The 21272-nt window shown below is 64.1% G+C and carries 22 protein-coding genes and 1 pseudogene; 7 read left to right on the forward strand and 16 right to left on the reverse strand.

The features are described from left to right. Positions 1-307 precede the first annotated feature (307 nt). The 12 genes and pseudogenes from ACVIN2_RS05335 to ACVIN2_RS05390 form a co-directional block, all read right to left on the reverse strand. On the reverse strand, positions 308-667 hold the full coding sequence (locus ACVIN2_RS05335; RefSeq protein WP_456764771.1) for a Zn-ribbon domain-containing OB-fold protein: 360 nt from the start codon (positions 665-667) through the stop codon (positions 308-310). Further along, a complete protein-coding gene (locus ACVIN2_RS05340) occupies positions 664-1800 on the reverse strand; it encodes a thiolase family protein (protein ID WP_456764772.1) in 1137 nt (378 codons plus the stop codon). The genes ACVIN2_RS05335 and ACVIN2_RS05340 overlap by 4 nt, the downstream gene beginning before the upstream one ends. Then, positions 1797-3020, reverse strand: a complete 1224-nt coding sequence (locus tag ACVIN2_RS05345) for a CaiB/BaiF CoA transferase family protein (protein ID WP_456764773.1) — start codon at positions 3018-3020, stop codon at positions 1797-1799. The genes ACVIN2_RS05340 and ACVIN2_RS05345 overlap by 4 nt, the downstream gene beginning before the upstream one ends. Positions 3021-3141: 121 nt before the next feature. After that, positions 3142-3348 (reverse strand): hypothetical protein, encoded by a 207-nt coding sequence (locus ACVIN2_RS05350; protein ID WP_027517389.1) that lies wholly within the window; start codon positions 3346-3348, stop codon positions 3142-3144. A 128-nt stretch (positions 3349-3476) separates the two neighbouring features. Beyond that, positions 3477-4646: an acetyl-CoA acetyltransferase gene (locus ACVIN2_RS05355; RefSeq protein WP_027569542.1), complete on the reverse strand. Its 1170-nt coding sequence runs from the start codon at positions 4644-4646 to the stop codon at positions 3477-3479. Positions 4647-4705: 59 nt separating this feature from the next. After that, a complete protein-coding gene (eda, locus tag ACVIN2_RS05360; RefSeq protein WP_204510940.1) occupies positions 4706-5356 on the reverse strand; it encodes a bifunctional 4-hydroxy-2-oxoglutarate aldolase/2-dehydro-3-deoxy-phosphogluconate aldolase in 651 nt (216 codons plus the stop codon). 13 nt (positions 5357-5369) lie between these two features. Further along, entirely contained in the window at positions 5370-6350 is a 981-nt protein-coding gene (locus ACVIN2_RS05365; RefSeq protein WP_027517386.1) for a sugar kinase, read from the reverse strand. A gap of 23 nt (positions 6351-6373) precedes the next feature. Beyond that, positions 6374-7360: a D-erythronate dehydrogenase gene (gene denD, locus ACVIN2_RS05370; protein ID WP_456764774.1), complete on the reverse strand. Its 987-nt coding sequence runs from the start codon at positions 7358-7360 to the stop codon at positions 6374-6376. A gap of 79 nt (positions 7361-7439) precedes the next feature. After that, positions 7440-8315 (reverse strand): carbohydrate ABC transporter permease, encoded by an 876-nt coding sequence (locus tag ACVIN2_RS05375; RefSeq protein ID WP_007592322.1) that lies wholly within the window; start codon positions 8313-8315, stop codon positions 7440-7442. Positions 8316-8317: 2 nt separating this feature from the next. Continuing rightward, on the reverse strand, positions 8318-9265 hold the full coding sequence (locus ACVIN2_RS05380) for a carbohydrate ABC transporter permease (RefSeq protein ID WP_456764775.1): 948 nt from the start codon (positions 9263-9265) through the stop codon (positions 8318-8320). Positions 9266-9331: 66 nt separating this feature from the next. Continuing rightward, positions 9332-10647, reverse strand: a pseudogene (locus ACVIN2_RS05385) (ABC transporter substrate-binding protein). A 78-nt stretch (positions 10648-10725) separates the two neighbouring features. Continuing rightward, positions 10726-11787, reverse strand: a complete 1062-nt coding sequence (locus tag ACVIN2_RS05390; protein WP_007592328.1) for an ABC transporter ATP-binding protein — start codon at positions 11785-11787, stop codon at positions 10726-10728. Positions 11788-11989: 202 nt separating this feature from the next. On the opposite strand from ACVIN2_RS05390, the gene gntR reads away from it, so the two are divergent. The 7 genes from gntR (at position 11990) to ACVIN2_RS05425 (ending at position 18390) form a co-directional block, all read left to right on the forward strand. Next, positions 11990-13090 carry an HTH-type transcriptional regulator GntR gene (gene gntR, locus ACVIN2_RS05395; protein ID WP_456764776.1) on the forward strand — a complete coding sequence of 367 codons (1101 nt, stop codon included), beginning with the start codon at positions 11990-11992 and terminating at the stop codon, positions 13088-13090. Positions 13091-13212: 122 nt separating this feature from the next. Then, positions 13213-15042, forward strand: a complete 1830-nt coding sequence (locus tag ACVIN2_RS05400) for an IlvD/Edd family dehydratase (RefSeq protein ID WP_456764777.1) — start codon at positions 13213-13215, stop codon at positions 15040-15042. A gap of 112 nt (positions 15043-15154) precedes the next feature. Continuing rightward, complete coding sequence (locus ACVIN2_RS05405) at positions 15155-15886, forward strand: SDR family oxidoreductase (protein ID WP_456764778.1); 732 nt, start codon at positions 15155-15157, stop codon at positions 15884-15886. Between the two features lie 27 nt (positions 15887-15913). Continuing rightward, positions 15914-16660 (forward strand): SDR family NAD(P)-dependent oxidoreductase, encoded by a 747-nt coding sequence (locus ACVIN2_RS05410; RefSeq protein ID WP_456764779.1) that lies wholly within the window; start codon positions 15914-15916, stop codon positions 16658-16660. A 7-nt stretch (positions 16661-16667) separates the two neighbouring features. Continuing rightward, a complete protein-coding gene (locus tag ACVIN2_RS05415; RefSeq protein ID WP_456764780.1) occupies positions 16668-17060 on the forward strand; it encodes a GFA family protein in 393 nt (130 codons plus the stop codon). 161 nt (positions 17061-17221) lie between these two features. Beyond that, positions 17222-17902 carry a site-2 protease family protein gene (locus ACVIN2_RS05420; RefSeq protein WP_456769648.1) on the forward strand — a complete coding sequence of 227 codons (681 nt, stop codon included), beginning with the start codon at positions 17222-17224 and terminating at the stop codon, positions 17900-17902. Positions 17903-17967: 65 nt separating this feature from the next. Then, entirely contained in the window at positions 17968-18390 is a 423-nt protein-coding gene (locus ACVIN2_RS05425) for a hypothetical protein (protein WP_456769649.1), read from the forward strand. Here the strand turns inward: ACVIN2_RS05425 and ACVIN2_RS05430 are convergent. Genes ACVIN2_RS05430 through ACVIN2_RS05445 form a run of 4 tightly spaced genes read right to left on the reverse strand, consistent with a single transcriptional unit; the run spans position 18378 to position 21268 of the window. After that, complete coding sequence (locus ACVIN2_RS05430) at positions 18378-19193, reverse strand: energy transducer TonB (protein WP_456764781.1); 816 nt, start codon at positions 19191-19193, stop codon at positions 18378-18380. The genes ACVIN2_RS05425 and ACVIN2_RS05430 overlap by 13 nt on opposite strands. A 9-nt stretch (positions 19194-19202) precedes the next feature. Beyond that, on the reverse strand, positions 19203-19658 hold the full coding sequence (gene exbD / locus ACVIN2_RS05435; RefSeq protein ID WP_018459254.1) for a TonB system transport protein ExbD: 456 nt from the start codon (positions 19656-19658) through the stop codon (positions 19203-19205). A gap of 3 nt (positions 19659-19661) precedes the next feature. Continuing rightward, positions 19662-20582 (reverse strand): tonB-system energizer ExbB, encoded by a 921-nt coding sequence (gene exbB / locus ACVIN2_RS05440; protein ID WP_456764782.1) that lies wholly within the window; start codon positions 20580-20582, stop codon positions 19662-19664. Beyond that, on the reverse strand, positions 20579-21268 hold the full coding sequence (locus ACVIN2_RS05445; protein ID WP_456769650.1) for a Fe2+-dependent dioxygenase: 690 nt from the start codon (positions 21266-21268) through the stop codon (positions 20579-20581). The genes exbB and ACVIN2_RS05445 overlap by 4 nt, the downstream gene beginning before the upstream one ends. Positions 21269-21272 lie beyond the last annotated feature (4 nt).

Consider the following 21272-nt stretch of genomic DNA (forward strand, 5'->3'; position numbering starts at 1 on the left):
GAAGCGTTCGCGCATATGCTGGCGGTGATGGCGATGCTCGTCATCGCCAGCATCCTGTTCTACGGGCGCTAGTTAAGAGTCGGGTGAGAGCTTTCGTCATTCCGGGGTGGCCCTCGCACAGGCCAGGCCCAGAATTCCCGTTCCAGGCTCGGTCTCTCAGGACCGCCCCCGAATGACGGATCCCACCGTTTGCTTTGCTGCGGTAGCCCGGATGGAGCGAAGCGCAATCCGGGAAAGTCTATCGATGAGGTGAAAACCCGGATTTCGCTGCGCTCCATCCGGGCTACGCTCGAGCATTCAAAGTTCGCTATCTGTCTTTGGCAAAGAACGGCACAATCTTTCCGGCGAACAGCTTGAAGCTCACACTGACCTCATCGTCGATGGCGAGATCATTCTCACCATGCGCCATCATGCGAAAACCCTCAGCGCAATCGACCAGCAGGATGTTGTAGGGCACGTGCGCGCGCGTCTCGGACGTGGCGGCGCGGCAGACCAGCGACGTCGCGTAGACCTTGCCCTTGCCGCTGGCACGCTGCGCGCGCGGATCGGACGCGCCGCAGGCCGCGCAGAAGGCGCGGTGGAAATACTGCACATGGCCGCATGAGGTGCAGGTCTGAAAGATGATGACCTGCTCACCCTGGGTCCAATCCGCGATTCGCTCGCTCATCGCACCCGCTCCAGAAACATGCTCACATGGGACGACAGCACGCCGCCATCGCCGTGAAGCAGCGCGATCGAGGCGTCACGCACCTGACGATTCGCCGCCCGTCCCGTCATCTGCATATGGGCCTCGACCAGATGCGCCATGGCGCCGCCGACGCCGCAATGACCGTAGCTGAGCAGGCCGCCATGGGTGTTCAGCGGCATTGCGCCGTCGCGACTGAAATGGCCGGCGCGCACGCGCGCGGCTGCCTCGCCGCGGCCAGCGAGGCCGAGGTCTTCCAGCAGCATCGCGAGCGTGATGGTAAAGCTGTCGTAGATCGCCGCGCAGCGCACATCGGAGATCGCCAGGCCGGTGGCCTCCCTGGCGCGGGCGACGGAGATCTCGGCACCGAGCTCGCTTAAGCGCGGCGCTGCGGTGACGTGCTGATGGGTATGAGCCTGGGCACAGCCGCGAATGCGCACGCCGGCCTCCCCGGTCCGCTCGCGGCTGATGACGAAGGCCGCGCCGCCGTCGGACACCGGGCAGCAATCGAGCAACTTCAGCGGCATCGCCACCGGCTTCGAGGCCATGACGTCGCCAACAGTAATGGAATCGCGGAATTGGGCGCCGGGATGATTGCAGGCGTGGGCGCGCATCAGCACCGCGAATTCGGCGAGGTCTGCTTCCGTCACGCCGTATTCGTGCATGTACCTGTTGGCGACCAAGCCGTAATAGGCGGGAATCGTCGGGCCGAGCGGCACCTCGTAATCGGGATGGCCGACCTGCGCCAACGCTTGGATTGAGGCATCGCGGCTCTGCCCGGTGAGGCGGTTCTCGCCGGCGACCACGAGCACATTGCGGGCGACGCCCGCTTCGACGAGATGATGGGCGAGCATCGTCATCGCCAGCCCCGTGGCGCCGCCGACCTGGACGGCATGGGCGTAACTGGGGCGGACGCCAAAATGCTCGGCAAAGACGGTCGCCAGCATGATGTGCGGCGACACGGTGGAGTAGCCGCAGAGGATGCCGTCGATCTCGGCGCGCTTGAGCCCGGCATCGTCGAGCGCGGTTTGCGCGGCCCTGCTCATCAGGTCGAGCGAGGACGAGCCTTCGTGCCTGCCGAAAGGCGTGAGGCCGACGCCGGTGATGAAGCTCACGGGCGCACCTGCGCATCATCATTCCGAGGCGGCGAACGGGTCACGCCATCGCGGACCATGGCGTCGATCTCATCGGCGGAATAGCTGACCTCACGCAGGATCTCCGCGCCGTGCTCGTTGAGCTGCGGCGCAAGCCGCACCGGTTCGGCCTCGGTCTCGGACCAGGTCGCCGTCACCCTCATGCTCCGGATCGGCCCTTCGGTTGGATGGTTCACCACCGGAAAGAAGTTGGTCGCCTCCAGATGCTCGTCGTGCAGCATCGACGCGAGGTCGTGCATCGGCATCACAGGCACGTCGGCCTTGGTGAGCAGGTCGATCCATTCCGTTGTGGAACGCGTCTCGAAGATGCGCGCGAGTTCGGCATAGACGACGTCGATATTGGCGGCGCGGCCGGCGAATGTCGCGAACATCGCGTCGGCCCGCAGATCGTCGCGTCCCGTCGCCTTGAAGAAGTTCTCCCACTGCTTGTCGTTGTAGACGATGACGCTGAGATAACCGTCTGATGTCTTGTAGGGCCGGCGGTCGCGCGAGAGGTGGCGGGCGTAACCACCCTTGTCGAGCGGGGGCTCGTAGGTGAGCCCGCCCATGTGGTCGCCCATGACGAAGCCGGCCATGGTCTCGAACATCGGGATGTCGACGCGCTGGCCGCGGCCGGTGCGGTCGCGGTGCACGAGGCTGGCGCAGATCGCGCCCACGGCGGTGAGGCCGACGATGCGATCGACCAGTGCGTTCGGCACATAGCGCGGCACGCCGTCACCGGTCTGCGCCATCAGAGCCGGCAGCGCGGTGGCGCCCTGGATCAGATCGTCATAGGCGGGCTTTGCGGCATACGGCCCGTCCTGGCCGAAGCCGAACACGCCGGCATAGACCAGACGCGGATTGATCTTCGAGACAACGTCATAGCCGAGCTGAAGCCGCGCCATCGCCTGCGGGCGGACGTTGTAGACGAGAACGTCGGCGTCTTTCAGCAAGCGCAGCACGGCCTCGCGGCCGGCGGGCTTCTTCAGGTCGAGGCAGATCGAGCGCTTGCTGCGGTTGGTGTTCAGGAACACCGGGCCCATGCCGGCGTGCCGCATCGGGCCGATCAGGCGGGTGACGTCACCGTCCAGAGACTCCACCTTGATGACGTCTGCGCCGTAGTCGCCGAGCATCTGGGTCGCATAGGGACCCATCAGCACGGTGGTCATGTCGACGACCTTGATGCCCTTCAGCGGCCCCATCGTTCACTCCCGACTGCGCGGGCTCAGATGAGCCCTGCGATTTCGGTTCAGCTAACGGCAGCGGCGGCGCTTGCGCAAGGGCAGCCCGCGTATGGCCGCATGCGCCGGCGGCGAAAGGCCGCTATTTCTTCTGACGGGATTCGCGAATCTTGAGGAGACGGTCGAGCTCCTCATTCTGTTGGTTGATGCGGTCCGCGATCCGCGACTCGTTCTGCTCACCCGAGGCGGCCGCGGCCTGCTCGATGAGCTGGCGGATATTGTCCTCGAGAATCGCGATGCGATCGTTGAGTGCGTCCATCGACAGCGAATCTTCGTAGTCATTGCTCATGATGCATGTCCCGCGAATCAATCAGTGCCGTAAGGTGGGCAAAGCGAAGCGTGCCCACCATGATCTAGCGCAAACAAGATGGTGGGCACGGCGCTTGCGCGCCTTTGCCCACCCTACAAGATCGGGGCTTACTTCAGCGGCTCCAGCACGGAGACGTAGTTGGCGACCGCCGCACCGCCCATGTTGAAGATGCCGCCGAGCTTTGCATTCTTGAGCTGCATGCCCTCGGGCGCTTGGCCGGCGAGCTGCATCGCGGTCATCACGTGCATGGAGACGCCGGTGGCGCCGATCGGATGGCCCTTGGCCTTCAGGCCACCGGATGGATTGACCGGCAGCTTGCCGTCCTTGAGCGTCCAGCCTTCCTTGATGGCGCGGGCGCCCTGCCCCCTCGGCGTCAGGCCCATCGCTTCGTACTCGATCAGCTCGGCGACGGTGAAGCAGTCATGGGTCTCGACGAACGAGAGATCGGACAGTGTAACGCCCGCCTTCTCCAGCGCGCGCTGCCAGGCGACCGTGCAGCCCTCGAACTGGAGGATGTCGCGCTTGGACATCGGCAGGAAATCCTGGGCGTGCGCGGTGGCGCGGAAGCCGATCGACTTGCTCATGCCCTTGGCGGTTTCCGCATCGGCCAGCACCAGGGCAGCGGCACCGTCTGAGACCAGCGAGCAGTCGGTGCGCTTCAGGGGGCCGGCAACGTAGGGGTTCTTCTCGCTCTCGGCGCGGCAGAACTCGAAGCCAAAATCCTTGCGCATCTGGGCGAAGGGATTGGCGACGCCGTTCTTGTGGTTCTTGGCCGCGATCAGCGCCAGTGCATCGGACTGGTCGCCGTATTTCTGGAAATAGGAGCTGGCGATCTTGCCGAACACGCCCGCGAAGCCGCCGACGGTGTCGCCGTCCTCAGGCAGATAGGACGCCTTGAGCAGGTTCTTGCCGATCTCCGGCCCCGGCGTGCGCGTCATCTGTTCGACGCCGACAACGAGGACAATCCTGGCCGCGCCGGCCGCGATTGCGCGCACGCCCTGATGGACGGCGGCGGAGCCGGTGGCGCAGGCGTTCTCGACCCGGGTCGCCGGCTTGAAGCGCAGCTTCGGGTCGGCCTGGAGCACCAGCGAGGCGGTAAAATCCTGGGGCGAGAAGCCGGCGTTGAAATGGCCGAGCACGATCTCGTCGACATCGCCGGCCGAAATGCCTGCATCCGCCAGCGCCTCATTGGCGACCTTCACCACGAGGCTTTCCACGGTCTCGGTGTCGAACTTGCCGAACGGCGTATGCGCCCATCCGACGATGCTGGCGGTCATGGTCTTTCTCCCTGGCGGTCTCTTGCTGACCTAAGTCTTAGCCCAGGGATGGCAAGACTTCACGCGGGTTTAAGGGCCTGGAGGGTGCGCTGGCAGATGGCAGTTATGCCGGCCCAGTTCCCGGCCCTGATCTCCGCCGTCGGGCACAGCCAGGAACCGCCGACCGCGACCACATTGGGCTCCGCGAGCCAGGTTGCCGCATTGGCCTCGCCGACCCCGCCGGTCGGGCAGAACCGCACGTTCGGGAACGGCCCACCCAGCGAGCGCAGCCCCTTGATGCCGCCGGCCTGCTCGGCCGGGAAAAATTTTGCAATGTCGAAGCCGTAGGACAGCGCCATCATCAGCTCGGACGCGGTGGCGATACCCGGCGCAAACGGCAAGGAGCTATGGGTGGCGGCCTTCAACAGGTCCGGGGTCAAGCCCGGGCTGATGCCGAAGGCGACGCCGAGCTTCTCGACGCGGGTGAAGTCGGCCGGATTGAGAATCGTGCCGATGCCGACCACCGCTTCGGGCACCTCGGCCATCATCGCCCTCGCAGCCTCGATCGCAACAGGGGTACGCATGGTCACCTCCAGCGTACGGACGCCGCCGGCCACCAGCGCACGCGCCAGCGGCACAGCATCCTGGATCCGCTCGATGGTGAGGACGGGAATGACGGTCGCAGCCTTGAACAGCGCGGCGAGGTGGTTCTGTTGGGCAGTCGTGGTCATCTTGGCTTTCGTTTCACTTGGTCGCTTGACGCGTGGTCGCCGGCCGGTGCCGTTTCTTCGGCGGCATGGCATAACCCGGAATGATGGCGCCGGAATAGCAGATCACGAGGCTGGCGAGGCGGTGCCCGGCCTGGGCGGCCTCGACCGGGTCGGAACCGGCGAGCCGCGCCGCGATATAGGCCGCCGCAAAGCTGTCGCCGGCCGCGGTGGTGTCGACCACGGGCTTGGTCATGGGCTCGGCGCGGACCTCGTAGGGCCCCCCGGGAAAACGCAGCAGGCTGACCGGCTCGGCGAGCCGGAACACCAGCTCAGGGCTCGGGATGCGCGCCATCAACTGCTCGCGGCTTTCGCCGGGATAGAGAGCGAGCAGGTCCTCGGTCGAGGTCAGCACGATGTCGGCGGCCGCGAAGGCCGCTGAAAACACCTCGCGCGCGACGTCGCGATCCGGCCATCCGCGCGCGCGGAAATTGGTGTCGAACACGAAGCGGGTGCCGAGCAGGCGCGCGCGCTTGATCGCCGCGAACAGGCGCTCGCGCCCGGCCGCGTCGTAGATCGAGAGCGTGATCGCAGAGAGATAAACGATGTCGTAGCTCATGAGGGAGTTGAGGAGATCGTCCGTCTCAGGCAGATTCATCAGCTGGCGGGCCGCCGCACTGTCGCGCCAGTGGAAGAACTGGCGCTCCCCCTTCGCATCCAGCTGGATCATGTAGAGGCCGGGCAGCTTGCCGGGCAGCCGCGCGACGCGCCTGGTGCCAACGCCCTCCGCAGTCCAGGCCGCGATCATCTCATCGCTCAGGGCATCGTCGCCGAGCGCGGTGAAATAATCGACCTTGACCTCGAGCCGCGCGAGGTACACGGCCGTGTTGAGAGTGTCGCCGCCGAATCCGCGCGAGTAGAGGCCCCCGCCCTGCCCGCTGGAATGTCCGGCGGATTGTCCACCCTGGGCCTGCCGGAGCTCGACCATGCATTCGCCGATGCAAGCAACGCTCGCCATCACTTTACCCGCTCAGTCAGAGATCACGCGACGAAATTGCCGCCGAGCTCGTCTTCGATGTGAATGCGGATGATGTCGTCGAAAGTCTTTTCGGCGGTGGTGAAGCCGAGCTCGAGCGACCGCTTTGCATTGAAGTTGCGCGGCCAGCCGCCGACGATGCCGACGATGAAGGGATCGGGCTCCCGCTTGATGCGGGCGGCGACCTTGTCGCCGGCGACGCGTTTCAGTGCAGCGATCTGCTCGCCAACCGTCGCCGACAGGCCCGGCATGGTCAAATTACGGCGCGGCCCCACCGCGGCGAGGTCCATGGTGGCGGCATGCAGCAGGAAGCCGACGGCGGAGCGCGGCGTGGCATGCCAGTGGCGGACGTCCTCGGACACGGGAAGGACCACTTCCTTGCCGGCCAGCGGCTCGCGCAGGATGTTGGAGAAGAAGCCCGATGCCGCCTTGTTGGGTAGGCCGGGCCGAATGCAGATGGTCGGCAGGCGGATGCCGATGCCGTCGAGGAAGCCCCGGCGGGAATAGTCGGCCAGCAGCAATTCGCCGATCGCCTTCTGCGTACCGTAGCTCAGAAGCGGCGTGTGGAAGAACTCGTCGCCGATCGCATCGGGGAACGGCGCGCCGAACACCGCGATCGAGGAGGTGAAGACCACGCGCGGCTTGTAGCCGCCGCCTGCGAGCCTGACGGCATCGAGCAGCATCCGCGTGCCGTCGAGATTGATGCGGTAGCCCTTGTCGAAATCGAGCTCGGCTTCGCCCGAGACGATCGCGGCGAGATGAAAGATCACGTCCGGACGGCCGGCGATCAGCTTTTCGGCCGCACCCGGCACGGCGAAATCGCTCGAAACCGTCTCGACGGCAAAGCCGGCTTTTTCCGGCGTCTTCGGCTCGACCACGTCATGCATGGTCAGCTTGGTGATATCGCTCTTGCCGAGCCGGCCGTCGCGCAACAGCCGTTCGCACAATTTGCGGCCGACCATGCCGGCGGCGCCCAGAACCAGAATGTGCAAGAGCCTACTCCTTTTTATTGGCCGGAACGCGCCGGTTTCGGCGATTCGTCCTGGCGCGCTCTCAAGGCAGGCCCCGCGATCATTCCTTCACGGCGCCGGTCATCGCCGACACATAATACTCCACGAAGAAGGAATAAAGGATAACTACGGGAACCGAGCCAGTCAGAGCCGCCGCCATCAGCGCACCCCAATGGTAGACGTCGCCATTGACGAGCTCGGTGATCGCGCCGACGGGGATCGTCTTGTTCTCGGACGAGGAGATGAAGGTCAGCGCGTAGATGAACTCGTTCCAGGACAAGGTGAAGGCGAAGATGCCCGCCGAGATCACGCCCGGCAGCGACAGCGGCAGCGTGATCTTCATCAGAATCTGCAGCCGCGTCGCCCCGTCGATCAGCGCACACTCCTCCAGCTCATAGGGAATGGTGCGGAAATAGCCCATCAGCAGCCAGGTGCAGAACGGGATCAGGAAGGTCGGATAGGTCAGGATCAGCGCCAGATTGCCATCGAACAGCCCGAGCTGAAACACGATCGCCGCCAGCGGGATGAACAGGATCGAGGGCGGCACGAGATAGCCGAGGAAGATCGCAAGGCCGACATAGCGCGAGCCCTTGTAGCGCAAGCGCTCGATCGCGTAGGCGGCGCAGACGCTGGCGAACAGCGAAATGAAGGTCGACGACACCGAGACGATCACGGTGTTCCACATCCAGAGCGGATAGTCGGTGTCGAAGAACAGCTTCTTGATGTGCTCCAGCGTCGGATGCACGATCCAGAACGGATTGTACTTTTCGTAGTCGTACATTTCCGCGTCCGGCTTGAACGTCGCGACCGCCATCCAGTAGAACGGGAATAGCAGGAAGAAGATGATCAGGCCGAGCGGAAGGTAGACCCGAAAAAACTTCCGTGGGAAGCTTTCGAGGTAGTCCATTCCGACGCTTTGGTCGTCTGCCGTGGTCATTGTCAGTCCCTCCCGCCCTGCTGCCAGCGGGAACGCTGAAGCCCAAAGAAGCTGAGCAGGATCGCCGCGACCAGGAACGGAATCATCGCATTCGAGATCGCCGCGCCCTCGCCCAGATTGCCGCCGGTGATGGCACGCTGGAACGACAGCGTCGCCATCAGATGGGTGGAGTTGATCGGCCCACCCCGCGTGATGGTGTAGATGAGCTGGAAGTCGGTGAAGGTCATCAGCACCGAGAACGTCATCACGACCGCGATGATCGGCGACAGCATCGGCAGCGTGATGTGGCGGAAACGCTGCAGATTGGTGGCGCCGTCGAGATTGGCGGCCTCATAGAGCGAGGGCGAAATGGTCTGAAGTCCCGCCAGCAGCGTGATCGCCACGAAAGGCACGCCGCGCCAGATATTGGCGGCGACGACCGACCAGCGCGCATTCCAGGGATCGCCGAGGAAGTCGATATAGCGTGTGATCAGGCCGGCCTTGATCAACACCCAGGAGATGATCGAGAACTGGCTGTCATAGATCCACCAGAACGCGATCGCAGAGAGCACCGTCGGCACGACGAAGGGCAACAGGACGATGGCGCGGACCATCGACTTCATCGGCAGCCGTTCGTTGAGAAGCAGCGCCAAATAGAGGCCGATGGCGAATTTCACCGCGCTGGCGGCGACCGTGTAGAAGATGGTGTTGAACACCGACAGCCAGAACACCGAGTCCTTCGCCAGCGAGACGAAATTCTGGAAGCCGATGTAGCGGCCGGCGCCGCCGATCTTGGTATCGGTCATGCCGAGCCAGAAGCCCAGCGCCAGCGGGTAAGCCAGAAACAGGATGAGGATGGCGATCGCCGGCACCATGAACATCGCGCCGAGGAAATGCCGGCTCTCGAATGCTCTGGTCCACAAGCTGCTGCGCTTGACCTGCGCGACAGTGGACTCGGCCATAACTGCCATGTCGGATTCCCCTTGACGAAAAGTCGCGGCGTCCGGCGAACCGGACGCCGCGTAGATTGGAGCTGATCAGACCTGGTAATAGCGCTTGGCGCGCTCGGCCGCGCGCGCGGCTGCCGCCTTCGGCGTCACGGAGCCCGACGCGGCTTCCGCGAACATGTCGACGACGACGAAGTCGCCCATGACGGCGGCGGAGGCATAGCCGAGATCGCCGGCATAGCCGTTGTCGCGGCAGCGCTTCAGGCAGTCGCGATACGGCGTGATCTTCGGATCCGACGTCCACACAGGGTTGTCGTTGTAGGCCGGCAGCGGCGGAGACACGTAGCCGTTGGAAGAGACCTCCCAGGCGTCGTAGTTCGCCTTGTCCATCATGAACTTGATGTATTCCTTGACCGCCTTCGGATACTTCGAGTGCTTGTAACCGTAATAGACGAGCACGTTCTGCTGCTCGGTCGACACGCCCACGGGACCGATCGGCATCGGCGCGTGGTTCATGTCCTTGGCGATTTCCTGCTGCTTCGGATCGGTCGAGTTCTTGCCGACGGTCCAGATCGAGATGCCGTTCAGCGTCAGGCTGAGCTCGCCATTGAGGAACGCCTTGTTGTTGTTCGAATCGTTCCACGACAGCACGCCGGGGATGAAGGTCTCGTAGAGCTGCTCTTGACGTATTCGAGCGCGGCGATCGTCTCCGGCGAGTCGATCACGACCTCGTTCTTGTCGTTGACGACCTTGCCGCCGAAGGCCCACAGCGCCCACTGGCACCAGCCGTTGGCGTCGCCCGTGGCGTGGCCGAGCGCGAAGCCGGCCGGCGTGTTGTTCTTCTTCAGCGCCTGGCAGAGCTTGAGGAAGCCGGCAGTGTCCTTGGGAAATTCATCGAAGCCGGCAGCCTTCACGTGGCTGACGCGGTAGTTCAGGCAGCCGCCGGTCGCGCCCTGCGGAATGGCGATCCAGCTGTTGCCCTTCTTGCCGTAGCGTTCGGCGACCGGGTACCAGCCGCCATACTGCGCGCCGAGATAGTCGGCGACGTCAGTCATGTCGATCAGCTTTTCCGGGAATTTGTGGGGATCATCGAGCGTGCCGATGATCAGGTCGGGACCGGCGCCGACATTGGCGGCGACCGCGGCTTTCGGGCGGATGTCCTCCCAGCTCTCGGCCTCGAGCTTGACCTTGACGCCGGTCTTCTCGGAGAACGCCTTGGTCTGCTCGGCGAATTTGTCGAACTCCGCCTGAATGAACTGCTTCCAGCGCAGCACGCGGATGGAGGCGTTCGGCTCGGGCGTGTTGGTCCACTCCGCCGCGCGCACCGGGACGATGCCCGGGCCGGCCAGCAGCGCCGCGCCGCCCAGACCGACTTTAAGCACACTTCGCCTGTCGAAATCGCTCATCGTTCTCTCCCTAAATTTTATATTTGTATTGGGTCGTCTTGTATTGGGCAGTTCTGCTTGGGCAGTTCTTCAGCGTCGCTACACGCGTTTGCCCGTCGCCTCGTCGAACAGATGAATTACGGAAGGATCGGGCTTCAGCTTGACCTTGTCACCCGGATTGAACTGGTGACGTTCGCGGAAGACCGCGACGACCTGCTCACCGCCGAGCTTCGCAAACACCTGCGTTTCCGAGCCGGTCGGTTCGACCACCACGATCTCGGCATCGGCGCCGTCGTCAGCGATGGTGAAATGCTCGGGACGCACGCCGTAAACGACAGGACGCCCGTCGGACGCCGCCGGCGCGTTCCTGAGCGGCAGCTTGACGCCATTCGGCCCCTCGAAGGTCGCAACGCCGTTGACGCGCACATGACCCTTGAGGAAGTTCATGGACGGCGAGCCGATGAAGCCCGCGACGAACTGGTTCTCGGGCTTGTCGTAGAGCTCGAGCGGCGTACCCATCTGCTCGACGATGCCATCGTGCATAACGACGATCTTGTCGGCCATGGTCATGGCCTCGATCTGATCGTGGGTGACGTAGACCGTCGTGGTCTTCAGCCGCTGGTGCAGCTCCTTGATCTCGGTGCGCATCGCGACGCGCAGCTTGGCGTCGAGGTTCGACAAGGGCTCGTCGAACAGGAAGACCTGCGGATCGCGCACGATGGCGCGGCCCATGGCGACGCGCTGGCGCTGGCCACCGGAGAGCTGGCGCGGATAGCGCTCGAGCAGCGGCGACAGCGCAAGGATCTCGGCGGCGCGCTTGACGCGTTTGTTGATCTCTTCGGTGCTCTCGCCCCGCAGCTTCATCGAGAAGCCCATGTTCTCGCCGACCGTCATGTGCGGATAGAGCGCGTAGTTCTGGAACACCATCGCAATGTCCCGCTCCTTGGGCTGGACATTGTTCACGACGCGGTCGCCGATCGAGATCGTGCCTGAGGTGATATTCTCGAGACCGGCGAGCATGCGCAGAAGCGTCGACTTGCCGCAGCCGGAGGGGCCAACCAGAACGACGAACTGGCCGTCCTCGATCGGAATCGAAACGCCGTGCAGGACTTCAAAATTGCCGAACGATTTCCGCACGTCGCGGATTTGCACAGACGACATCTAGCTCCCTCCTCGAAAGTCCACGACGCCTCTCGCGCCGCGACCGTCTTGTTTTTTCAGACTTCACCGAACGAAGCCCAACCTTAGCGGGCGACATTGTCGGCAGTTTGTGCGGTTTTGGCAATTTGTCTTTGGTTAGTCTGTGCTGGTAGCGCTGTCAACGTTCCTTTGTTTGCGACAGTGAGTGTGTTAAGAGCAGCAAATGGGTCGAAACCGCACCAAGTCAGGCAAAATCCGGCTGGCGGAAGTCGCCGAGCTCGCCGGCGTAAGCCCGATCACGGCGTCCCGCTTCTTCCGCAATCCCGAGGCGCTATCGGTCGCCAAGCGGACACGGGTCGAGAGCGCGGCCAGGGAGCTCGGCTATGTGCCGAACCTGGCGGCACGCGCGTTGGCCTCGCAGCGCACCGAGGTGATCGGTGTCTTGATTCCGTCACTAACCAATAATGTGTTCTCCGACGTGCTGCGCGGCATCTACGACGCCTCCGAAAACAGCCGTTACTCGATCCAGCTGTCCAACACACGCTACAGTATTCTCCAGGAGGAGAAGCTGCTGCGCCTGTTTCTCGCGCAGAAGCCCGCCGGGCTGATCGTCACCGGCATCGACCAGACCACGGAATCGCGCGCGATGCTCGATGCCGCCGACTGCCCGATCGTGCAAATCATGGAGATCGGACCCAATCCGGTCGACATGATGATCGGCTTTTCGCACTATGACGCAGCCCGTGCGGCGGTTGCGCATCTGTTCGCACAAGGTCACCGCAAGATCGGGTTCGTCGGCGCGCGGATGGATCCGCGGGTGCAGCGGCGGCTCGACGGGTACGTCTCGGCCATGAAGGACGCAGGGCTGTTCGAGCAACGCCTCGTCGTGACGACGGCGACACCGACCTCGGTGACGCTCGGAGGCGCCCTGTTCACCGATCTCCTGGCGCGGGAGCCCGGCATGGACGCGGTGTTCTGCGCCAATGACGACCTCGCGCTGGGTGTGCTGTTCGAATGCAGACGCCGCGAGATTGCCATCCCCGAACAGATCGCGATCGTCGGCTTCAACGATCTCGAATTCATGGCCTCCGCCGTGCCGACTTTGACGAGCGTGCGCACCAACCGCTACGAGATGGGCAACACGGCCGCCAGCATGCTGATCGATGCGATCGATGGACGGCGCCCGGAGTATCCGGTGCTCGATCTCGGCTTCAAAGTGATCGAGCGGCAAAGCTCGTTGGCCCGGCGGTCGGACAACCGGCCAGCCGCTTCAGGCACGGGCGCTGCGAACAAAATGGTAGCGTTACCAAGCGGCCATGACTAATATCGGATTTGTGAGGAAACGACCCGCCAGCGGGCAGGCAAATCGTCGCTCGCGCCGTTGGGCATCGCACAAGCCGATACCCTAAAACGGAGGCCAGTGCGTTTGCATTGCAGGAGAAACCAATGACAAAAAAACCAACCAATGGGCATGCCCCCGCCGGCAACGGCGCTCGCCGCCACCTCCGCTCGCAGGAATGGTTCAACAATCCGCATAATCCGGGCATGACCGCGCTCTATATGGAGCGCTATTTGAACTATGGTCTCACCCGCTCCGAGCTCCAGTCCGGCAAACCGATCATCGGCATCGCGCAGACCGGCAACGACCTCTCTCCCTGCAACCGCCACCATATCGAGCTTGCCCATCGCGTCCGCGAAGGCATCCGCGAGGCCGGCGGCATTGCGATGGAATTCCCGACCCATCCGATCCAGGAGACTGGCAAGCGCCCGACCGCCGCGCTCGACCGCAACCTCGCTTATCTCGGCCTCGTTGAAATCCTCTACGGCTATCCGCTCGACGGCGTGGTGCTGACCACCGGCTGCGACAAGACCACCCCGGCCTGCATGATGGCGGCGGCGACCGTCAACCTGCCTGCGATCGTGCTGTCGGGCGGGCCGATGCTGAACGGCTGGCACAATGGCGAGCGCACCGGCTCCGGCACCATCGTCTGGAAGTCGCGCGAGCGACTCGCCGCCGGCGAAATCGACTACGAAGAATTCATGGAGATCGTGGCGTCATCGGCGCCCTCGGTCGGCCATTGCAACACCATGGGCACCGCCTCCACCATGAACGGGCTCGCGGAAGCGCTCGGTTTCTCGCTGCCGGGCTGTGCGGCGATCCCCGCTCCCTATCGCGAGCGCGGCCAGATCGCCTACGAGACGGGAAAGCGGATCGTCGACATGGTCTGGGAAGACCTCAAGCCTTCAGACATCCTGACCCGCGAGGCGTTCGAGAACTGCATCGTGATCAACTCGGCAATCGGCGGCTCGACCAACGCGCCGATCCACATCAACGCGCTGGCGCGCCACATCGGCGTCGAGCTCTCGATCGACGACTGGCAGAAGGTCGGCCACGACGTGCCGCTCCTGGTCAACATGCAGCCGGCCGGCTTCTATCTCGGCGAGGAATTCCACCGCGCCGGCGGCGTGCCGGCCGTGGTGCGCGAATTGATGAAGCACAAGCGGATCCACGAGAACGCTGTCACGGTCAACGGCCGCGGCATCGGCGAGAACTGCGCCAATGCGCCAAAGCCGGACAACGACGTGATCTGGGCTTACGACAAGCCGCTGGTGAAGGACGCCGGCTTCCTGGTGCTGAAGGGCAATTTGTTCGATTCCGCGATCATGAAGACCAGCGTGATCTCCAAGGAATTCCGCGAGCGTTACCTCAGCAACCCCACCGATCTCAATGCCTTCGAAGGCCGCGCCGTCGTGTTCGAGGGTCCTGAGGACTATCACGAGCGGATCGACGATCCCTCGCTCGAGATCGACGAGCGCTGCGTGCTGTTCATCCGCGGCACCGGCCCGATCGGCTATCCCGGCGGCGCCGAGGTCGTGAACATGCAGCCGCCTGCGGCGCTGATCAAACGCGGCATCATGTCCCTGCCCTGCATTGGCGACGGCCGGCAGTCCGGCACCTCGGGCTCGCCTTCGATCCTCAATGCTTCGCCGGAAGCCGCCGCCAATGGCGGGCTCGCGATCCTCAGGAACGGCGACAAGGTGCGGGTCGATCTGAACAAGGGCAGCGCCAACATTCTCATCTCCGACGACGAGGTGAAGAAGCGCCATGCCGAGCTCAAGGCCAATGGCGGCTTCAAGCATCCGCCGAACCAGACGCCGTGGCAGGAGCTTTATCGCAACACCGTCGGCCAGCACGCGACCGGCGCCTGCATGGAGCTCGCCACGCGCTACCAGAACGTCGCCGGCAGCTTTGGTGTGGCGCGGGATAATCACTGAGTTAGGAACACGTAGCCCGGGTGAGCGAAGCGACACCCGGGACATCCGCTCCCGGATATCGCGCTCGCGCGCTCATCCGGGCTACGGCACTGAGTATCGAGGAGAACAACAAATGGCAGACCGCCTCAAGGGAAAGCGCGCCGTCATCACGGCTGCAGCGGCAGGCATCGGACGCGCATGCGCCATCGCATTCGCGCGTGAAGGCGCAACCGTCATCGCCACCGACATCAACGAGAGCGGCATCGCGGGCCTGACCAAGGAAGGTATCGCCGAGGTCGCCAAGCTCGACGTCCGCAACACCGCCGACGTCAACGCCTTCGCCAAGCGCGTCGGCAAGGTCGACATCCTGCTCAACGCGGCCGGCTTCGTGCACCACGGCACCATCCTCGAATGCTCGGAAGAGGATTTTGATTTCTCATTCGACCTCAACGTCAAGTCGATGCACCGGACCATCAGGGCCTTCCTGCCGGACATGCTCGCGGGCGGCGGCGGCAGCATCGTCAACATCTCCTCCTGCGCGGCGCTTCGGCCGCCGGCCAACCGCTACGTCTACAGCGCCTCGAAGGCCGCGGTGTCGCTGCTGACGCGCGCGGTCGCGCTCGACTTCATCACCAAGGGCATCCGCTGCAACAGCATCTGCCCGGGCACCGTCGAGACGCCTTCGATGCTCGACCGCGCCGCGGCGCAAGGGCCGCAGGGCAAGGAGATGTTCGTCTCCCGCCAGAAGATGGGCCGGCTCGGCACCGCCGACGAGATCGCGTCCATGGCGGTCTATCTCGGCAGTGACGAGAGCGCCTTCACCACCGGCGTCGACCTCGTCGTCGACGGCGGCTACATGCTCTGACGCCAAGGCATCCAGAAGGCATCCAGCATGAACAAGATCGATCTCAACGGCCGTGTCGCCATCGTCACCGGCGGCGCGCAGGGCTTCGGCCGCGCGATCGTTCAGCGCTTCGTCGCCTCCGGCGCCAAGGTCGCGATCTGGGATTTTGATGCAGCCCTCGCCGAGAAGACGGCAAAGGAAATCGGCGACAATGCCCGCGTCTTCAAGGTCGACGTCACCGATACCGCGGCAGTCGAGCAGGCCCGCGACGCGACGCTGGCCGCCTTCGGCAAGATCGACATCCTCGTCAACAATGCCGGCATCGCCGGGGTCAACAAGCCGGTCTGGGAGACCGATCTCGAGGAATGGCGGAAAGTTCTGCGCATCAACCTCGACGGCCCCTTCATCGTCTGCAAGGCGATCGTGCCCGCGATGCTGAAGCAAAAATACGGGCGCATCGTCAACATCGCCTCGATCGCCGGCAAGGAAGGCAATCCCAACGCTTCGCACTATTCGGCGTCCAAGGCCGGCCTGATCGCGCTGACGAAGTCGCTCGGCAAGGAACTGGCGGCACACGACATTCTCGTCAATGCGGTGACGCCCGCGGCTGCGAAGACCGCGATCTTCGACCAGATGACGCAGCAGCATATCGACTTCATGCTGTCGAAGATTCCAAAAGGCCGCTTCGTGCTGGTGGAGGAGCTCGCCGCGATGGTGAGCTGGCTCGCATCCGAGGACTGCGGGTTTTCGACGGGCGCCGTGTTCGACATCTCCGGCGGGCGCGCAACTTACTGAGGGCGCCATGATCAGAGAAGGCGGATGCCTGTGCGGCGCGGTGCGGTTCAAGGCGGAAGGTGAGCCGCTCAATGTTCGCGTCTGCCATTGTCGCCTTTGTCAGAAGGCGATGGGCTCGCCCTACTTCGCCCGCGCACAGTTCGACCAGCGCGCACTGACCGTCCATGGCGACACCGAGCGCTATGCGTCGTCCGAGCAGATCGACCGCGTGTTCTGCAAACGCTGCGGCACGCGGCTGTTCGCCTGGCGGCGCAACGGCACGCTGGCGGGCGTCGCGCTGGCGACCTTCGACGATCGCAACGCGTTTGTGCCGACCGAGCACATCTGGGTCAGCGAAAAGATGGGCTGGGTGACGATCGAGGACGGCATGATCCGATATGAGGGGACGATCCCGACGTAGCTCATCCGGCGCCAAGGCTCGACGTCATGGCCGCCGGTCTCGCCGATCATTTGCAGCGTGGCATTTCGGAGCCGGCCACCCTATGTTGGGGTGAAGCGTTGCTGCACCACCGGTTGGCTGGGTCGGCTGCAAGACCGCAGGCAAACCGGGACGGACGAGCCGTGAACATTTCTTTGTATGACCTCTCGGTGTGGGTGCTGCCGCTGGTGCTCGCCATCACCTTCCACGAGGCTGCGCACGCTTTCGTCGCATATCGTCTCGGTGACGACACCGCATGGCAGCTCGGCCGTGTCAGCTTCAACCCGCTCCGCCACATCGACCCGTTCGGCACGCTGATATTGCCGGCGATGCTGCTGTTCGCGCATTCGCCGTTCCTGTTCGGCTATGCCAAGCCTGTGCCGGTGAATTTCCGCAAGCTCAACGACCCCAGGCTCGGCATGGTCTGGGTGGCGCTGGCCGGGCCCGCCACTAACATCCTGCTGGCGCTGGCTGCAGCTCTTGCCCTGCACGCCCTCCCCTGGGCTCCGGCCAACTCGGCGCAATGGATCTTCGATAATCTCAAGAACGCACTGCTGATCAACGCGGTGCTGGCGGTGTTCAACATGATGCCCATCCCGCCGCTCGACGGCGGGCGCGTCGCGGTGGGGCTGTTGCCCCGCGCGCTCGCCTTGCCGCTGGCCCGGCTCGAACCGTTCGGGATGCTGATCCTGATCGGCTTGCTGATCCTGCTACCGCTGGCGGGCTCCCAGTTCGGTCTAAATCTTGATGTTATTTCAGCAATACTGCGAACGTTGACCGGTTATGTGATTCAGGGTGTTCTCATTCTGACCGGCAATGCGTAGTTGAACAGCGCCACACCCGAACACAAGCCGAAGGGCTCGAGGCCGACTTGGTCAAAGCTGCCGATATGCTGATCGCGCGACGCGCCGACACCCGCGCCCGCGCCGATTTCGCCACCTGGAAGATGATGGCCAAGCTCAACGGGTCGTCCGCGCTGCCTCCGGGGGCGCAGGAATTCCTGGTGAGCTACAAGAACCTGCAGGCGCAGATGAACGAGGGCGAGGCTACCGAGGCCACCATCGGCGCCATCTACAAGGCCTACTATGCCGAGATGGGCGGCGCGGGAACCCCGCCTGACGTCCGCCCCCGGGCGGCCGAACCGGCGGCGGACAATGTTACCGCTTTCCGTCGCCCAGACCCGAAGCCGAAAAAGGTCAATTTCTTCGGGGCAGCGACCGCTGGCGCAACCCAGAAACGGCCGCTCCCGGTGGCCTTGATCTTCGCCTGCCTGGTCGTGGTCTATGTCGGGATCAGGCTCTACTGGCGCTGAGCCGACTTCTTCTTTTTCTTTGCGTCCGGCGGTGTGAAGATGATGTCGACGGTGCGCTCGAACCGGTCGTCGGTCAGGCTGGCGGGCGGCTGCGGGATGGGATCGGATTTGCGGACAATCGAGATCGCCGCCGCATCGTAAGCTGCATCCCCGGACGACTCGACAACGTCGACTGAAAGCACGTTGCCCCGTCGGTTGATCGCGAAGCTAACCTTAACCTTCTGATTGTTGGGCTCCTTGCCCTCCGGGTTGACCTTGTGGGCCGTGAGATGCGCACTGATCTTGCGATTCCAGTCTGCCGTCAGCTTCAGAATGTCCTTGCCGATACCGAGCACGGGCGCCAGCGCCTTCTCGGCCTCGCGCGCGTCCTCATCGAGTGTCTGCCGCGCCGTCGCAACGGACTTCGGCGAGGCCTCCGCAGCGGGCGTTTCGACCGCGGCGATCTTCGGATCCTCGTCCTGCGGCTTCTTCGAGATGTTCTCGGTGACGACCCGATCGGGATCGTCGACCTGTTGCGACTGATCCTTTGGAAGCTCGGTTTCCTTGGTCTCGGCCTTTTGCTCGGGAAGCGCCTGCTGCTCCTGCATCGCTTCGCTATCCGGTCCCGGCGGAAGGTCGGTGTCGGGCGCCTTCGGCGAGGCCATCTCGACAGCGAACTCCGCGCCGGCCGCGCCGAGGCCGTCGTCGCCGTCATCGGCCCGCAGGTGCGCCAGCGCGAGCGCGGCACCACCGAGATGGAGCGCGAGCGCCGCCAGCGCTGCCAAAATCCAAAGCGTCCGGGCTGGTCTGGACTCGTCCGACATTGGTGCCCTCTAAGGCTGAGCGGCGCCTGCCGCAGGCGCTCCCGGAGCGCCTTCCAGCGCAACCAGCTTCACCCGCGAATAGCCGCCTGAGCGCAACAGCTCCATGACGCCCATCAACTCGCCATACGGCACCGAGCGATCGGCGCGCAGGAAGACATACTTGTCCTTGCTCATGTCGGACAGGCCGTCCAGCGTGCCGATCAACTCGGCGCGGTGAACCGGGTTCTCTCCGATGGCAAGCGTCAAATCGGGCTTGATGCTGAGATAGGTCGGCTTGTCCGGCTTCTTCTGCGGCGTCGCGCTCGACGTCGGCAGATCGATCGGCAGGTCGACAGTCGAGAGCGGCGCTGCGACCATGAAGATGATCAGCAGCACCAGGATGACGTCGATGAACGGCGTGACGTTGATTTCATGCGTCTCGCCGAAATCGTCGTCGTCATCATTGTCTGCGAGCGAAACGCCCATGGTTCACTCCGCCGCGCGCGAATGCACGCTGCCGTGGCTGCGGTCGAGATCGCGCGAGAGCAACCGCCCCGCCGCGCCCGAAGCACGGCTGACGAGCTCGAGATAGCTCTTCGTCACGCGCGAGAAGTAGTTGTAGATGATGACGGCGGGAATGGCGGCGACCAGGCCGATCGCGGTGGCGAGCAGCGCCTCGGCGATGCCGGGCGCGACGACGGCGAGGTTCGTGGTCTGCGACTTCGAGATGCCGATGAAGCTGTTCATGATGCCCCACACCGTGCCGAACAGGCCGACGAAGGGCGAGGTCGAGCCGATGGTGGCGAGCACGCCCATGCCGACGCGGATGCGCCGCGCCTCCGCGCGCATGATCTCGGAGAAGCTCGAAGCCGCCCGCTCCTTGATGCCGGTGTCGCTGGAGAGCCCGGCCGACATCCGCGCCTCCCGCAGCGCCGCCGCCAGGAAGGACGGCAGGATGCCCTCCTTGGCGCCGAGCGCCATCTGCGCTTCCGCGAGCGAGCGCGCCTCTGCGATCTTCTTCAGCGCCGAACGAAGCTTGGTCGCAGCGATCGACAGCTCGATCGACTTGGCGATCAGCACCGTCCAGGTCATCAGCGATGCAAAAGCGAGCCCGATCATCACTGCCTTCACGATGATATCCGCCGACTGGAACATCACCCAGGGCGACAATTCCTTCATGGCGGGCGCGATGCCGGCCGCCGTATCGGACTTTGCAGCCGCAGGCGCGGCAGCTTGGGGCGCCGCAGGCGGAGCAACGACCGGTGCCGGGCCGACCGCAGACGGCTGAGCCGTCGACTGGACCGGTGCCGCGGGCGCGGCTTGTGTCTGGGCAGAAACAGGGGATGCAAGCCAGGCGGCCGTCAGCACCAGAGCTGCGGCAAGGCTTGCTTGGAAGGACATGATCTTCATACTTCGGCCCAGTAGCGAATGAGGTTGTGATAGATACCCGTCAATTTGACCGTTTCGGAATCGTCACGCCCGAGCCGTTCCACCAGCGCCTGTATCGCGGTGTCGAGGTCAAAGATCATGCTCCGGGCTTGATCGTCCCGTATCATGCTCTGAAGCCAGAAGAAAGACGCAACCCGCGTTCCCCTGGTCACCGGCGTCACGAGATGGAGGCTGGTCGAGGGATAGAGCACGCAGTCCCCGGCCTGCAACTTGACTTCGTGCGAACCGTAGCTGTCCTCGATCACAAGTTCGCCACCGTCGTACTCCTCCGGCTCGGCCAGGAACAGCGTCACCGACAGGTCTGTGCGGATGCGAAGGCCGGTCAGGCGGTCGCCGCGGATGGCATTGTCGACATGCAGGCCGAAATGGTGGCCGCTGCTAGCCGCATAGCGGTTGAACAGCGGCGGGAAGATCTGGAGCGGGATCGCCGCCGCGATGAAACGCGGATTCGACGTCAGCGCCGAAATGATGCGGTTGCCGAGTTTTCGCGCGACTTCGCTATCGGGCGGCAGTTGCTCGTTGCGCTTGACCATGGCCGACTGCGAGCCGGCGGTGGAACGGCCGTCCTCCCATTCGCTGGCGTCCATGATGCGGCGGAAATCCGCCACATCATCTTTGCTCAGAACGTTTTCTATGCATGTCAGCATGAAA

Source organism: Bradyrhizobium sp. USDA 3650 (genome assembly GCF_054057395.1).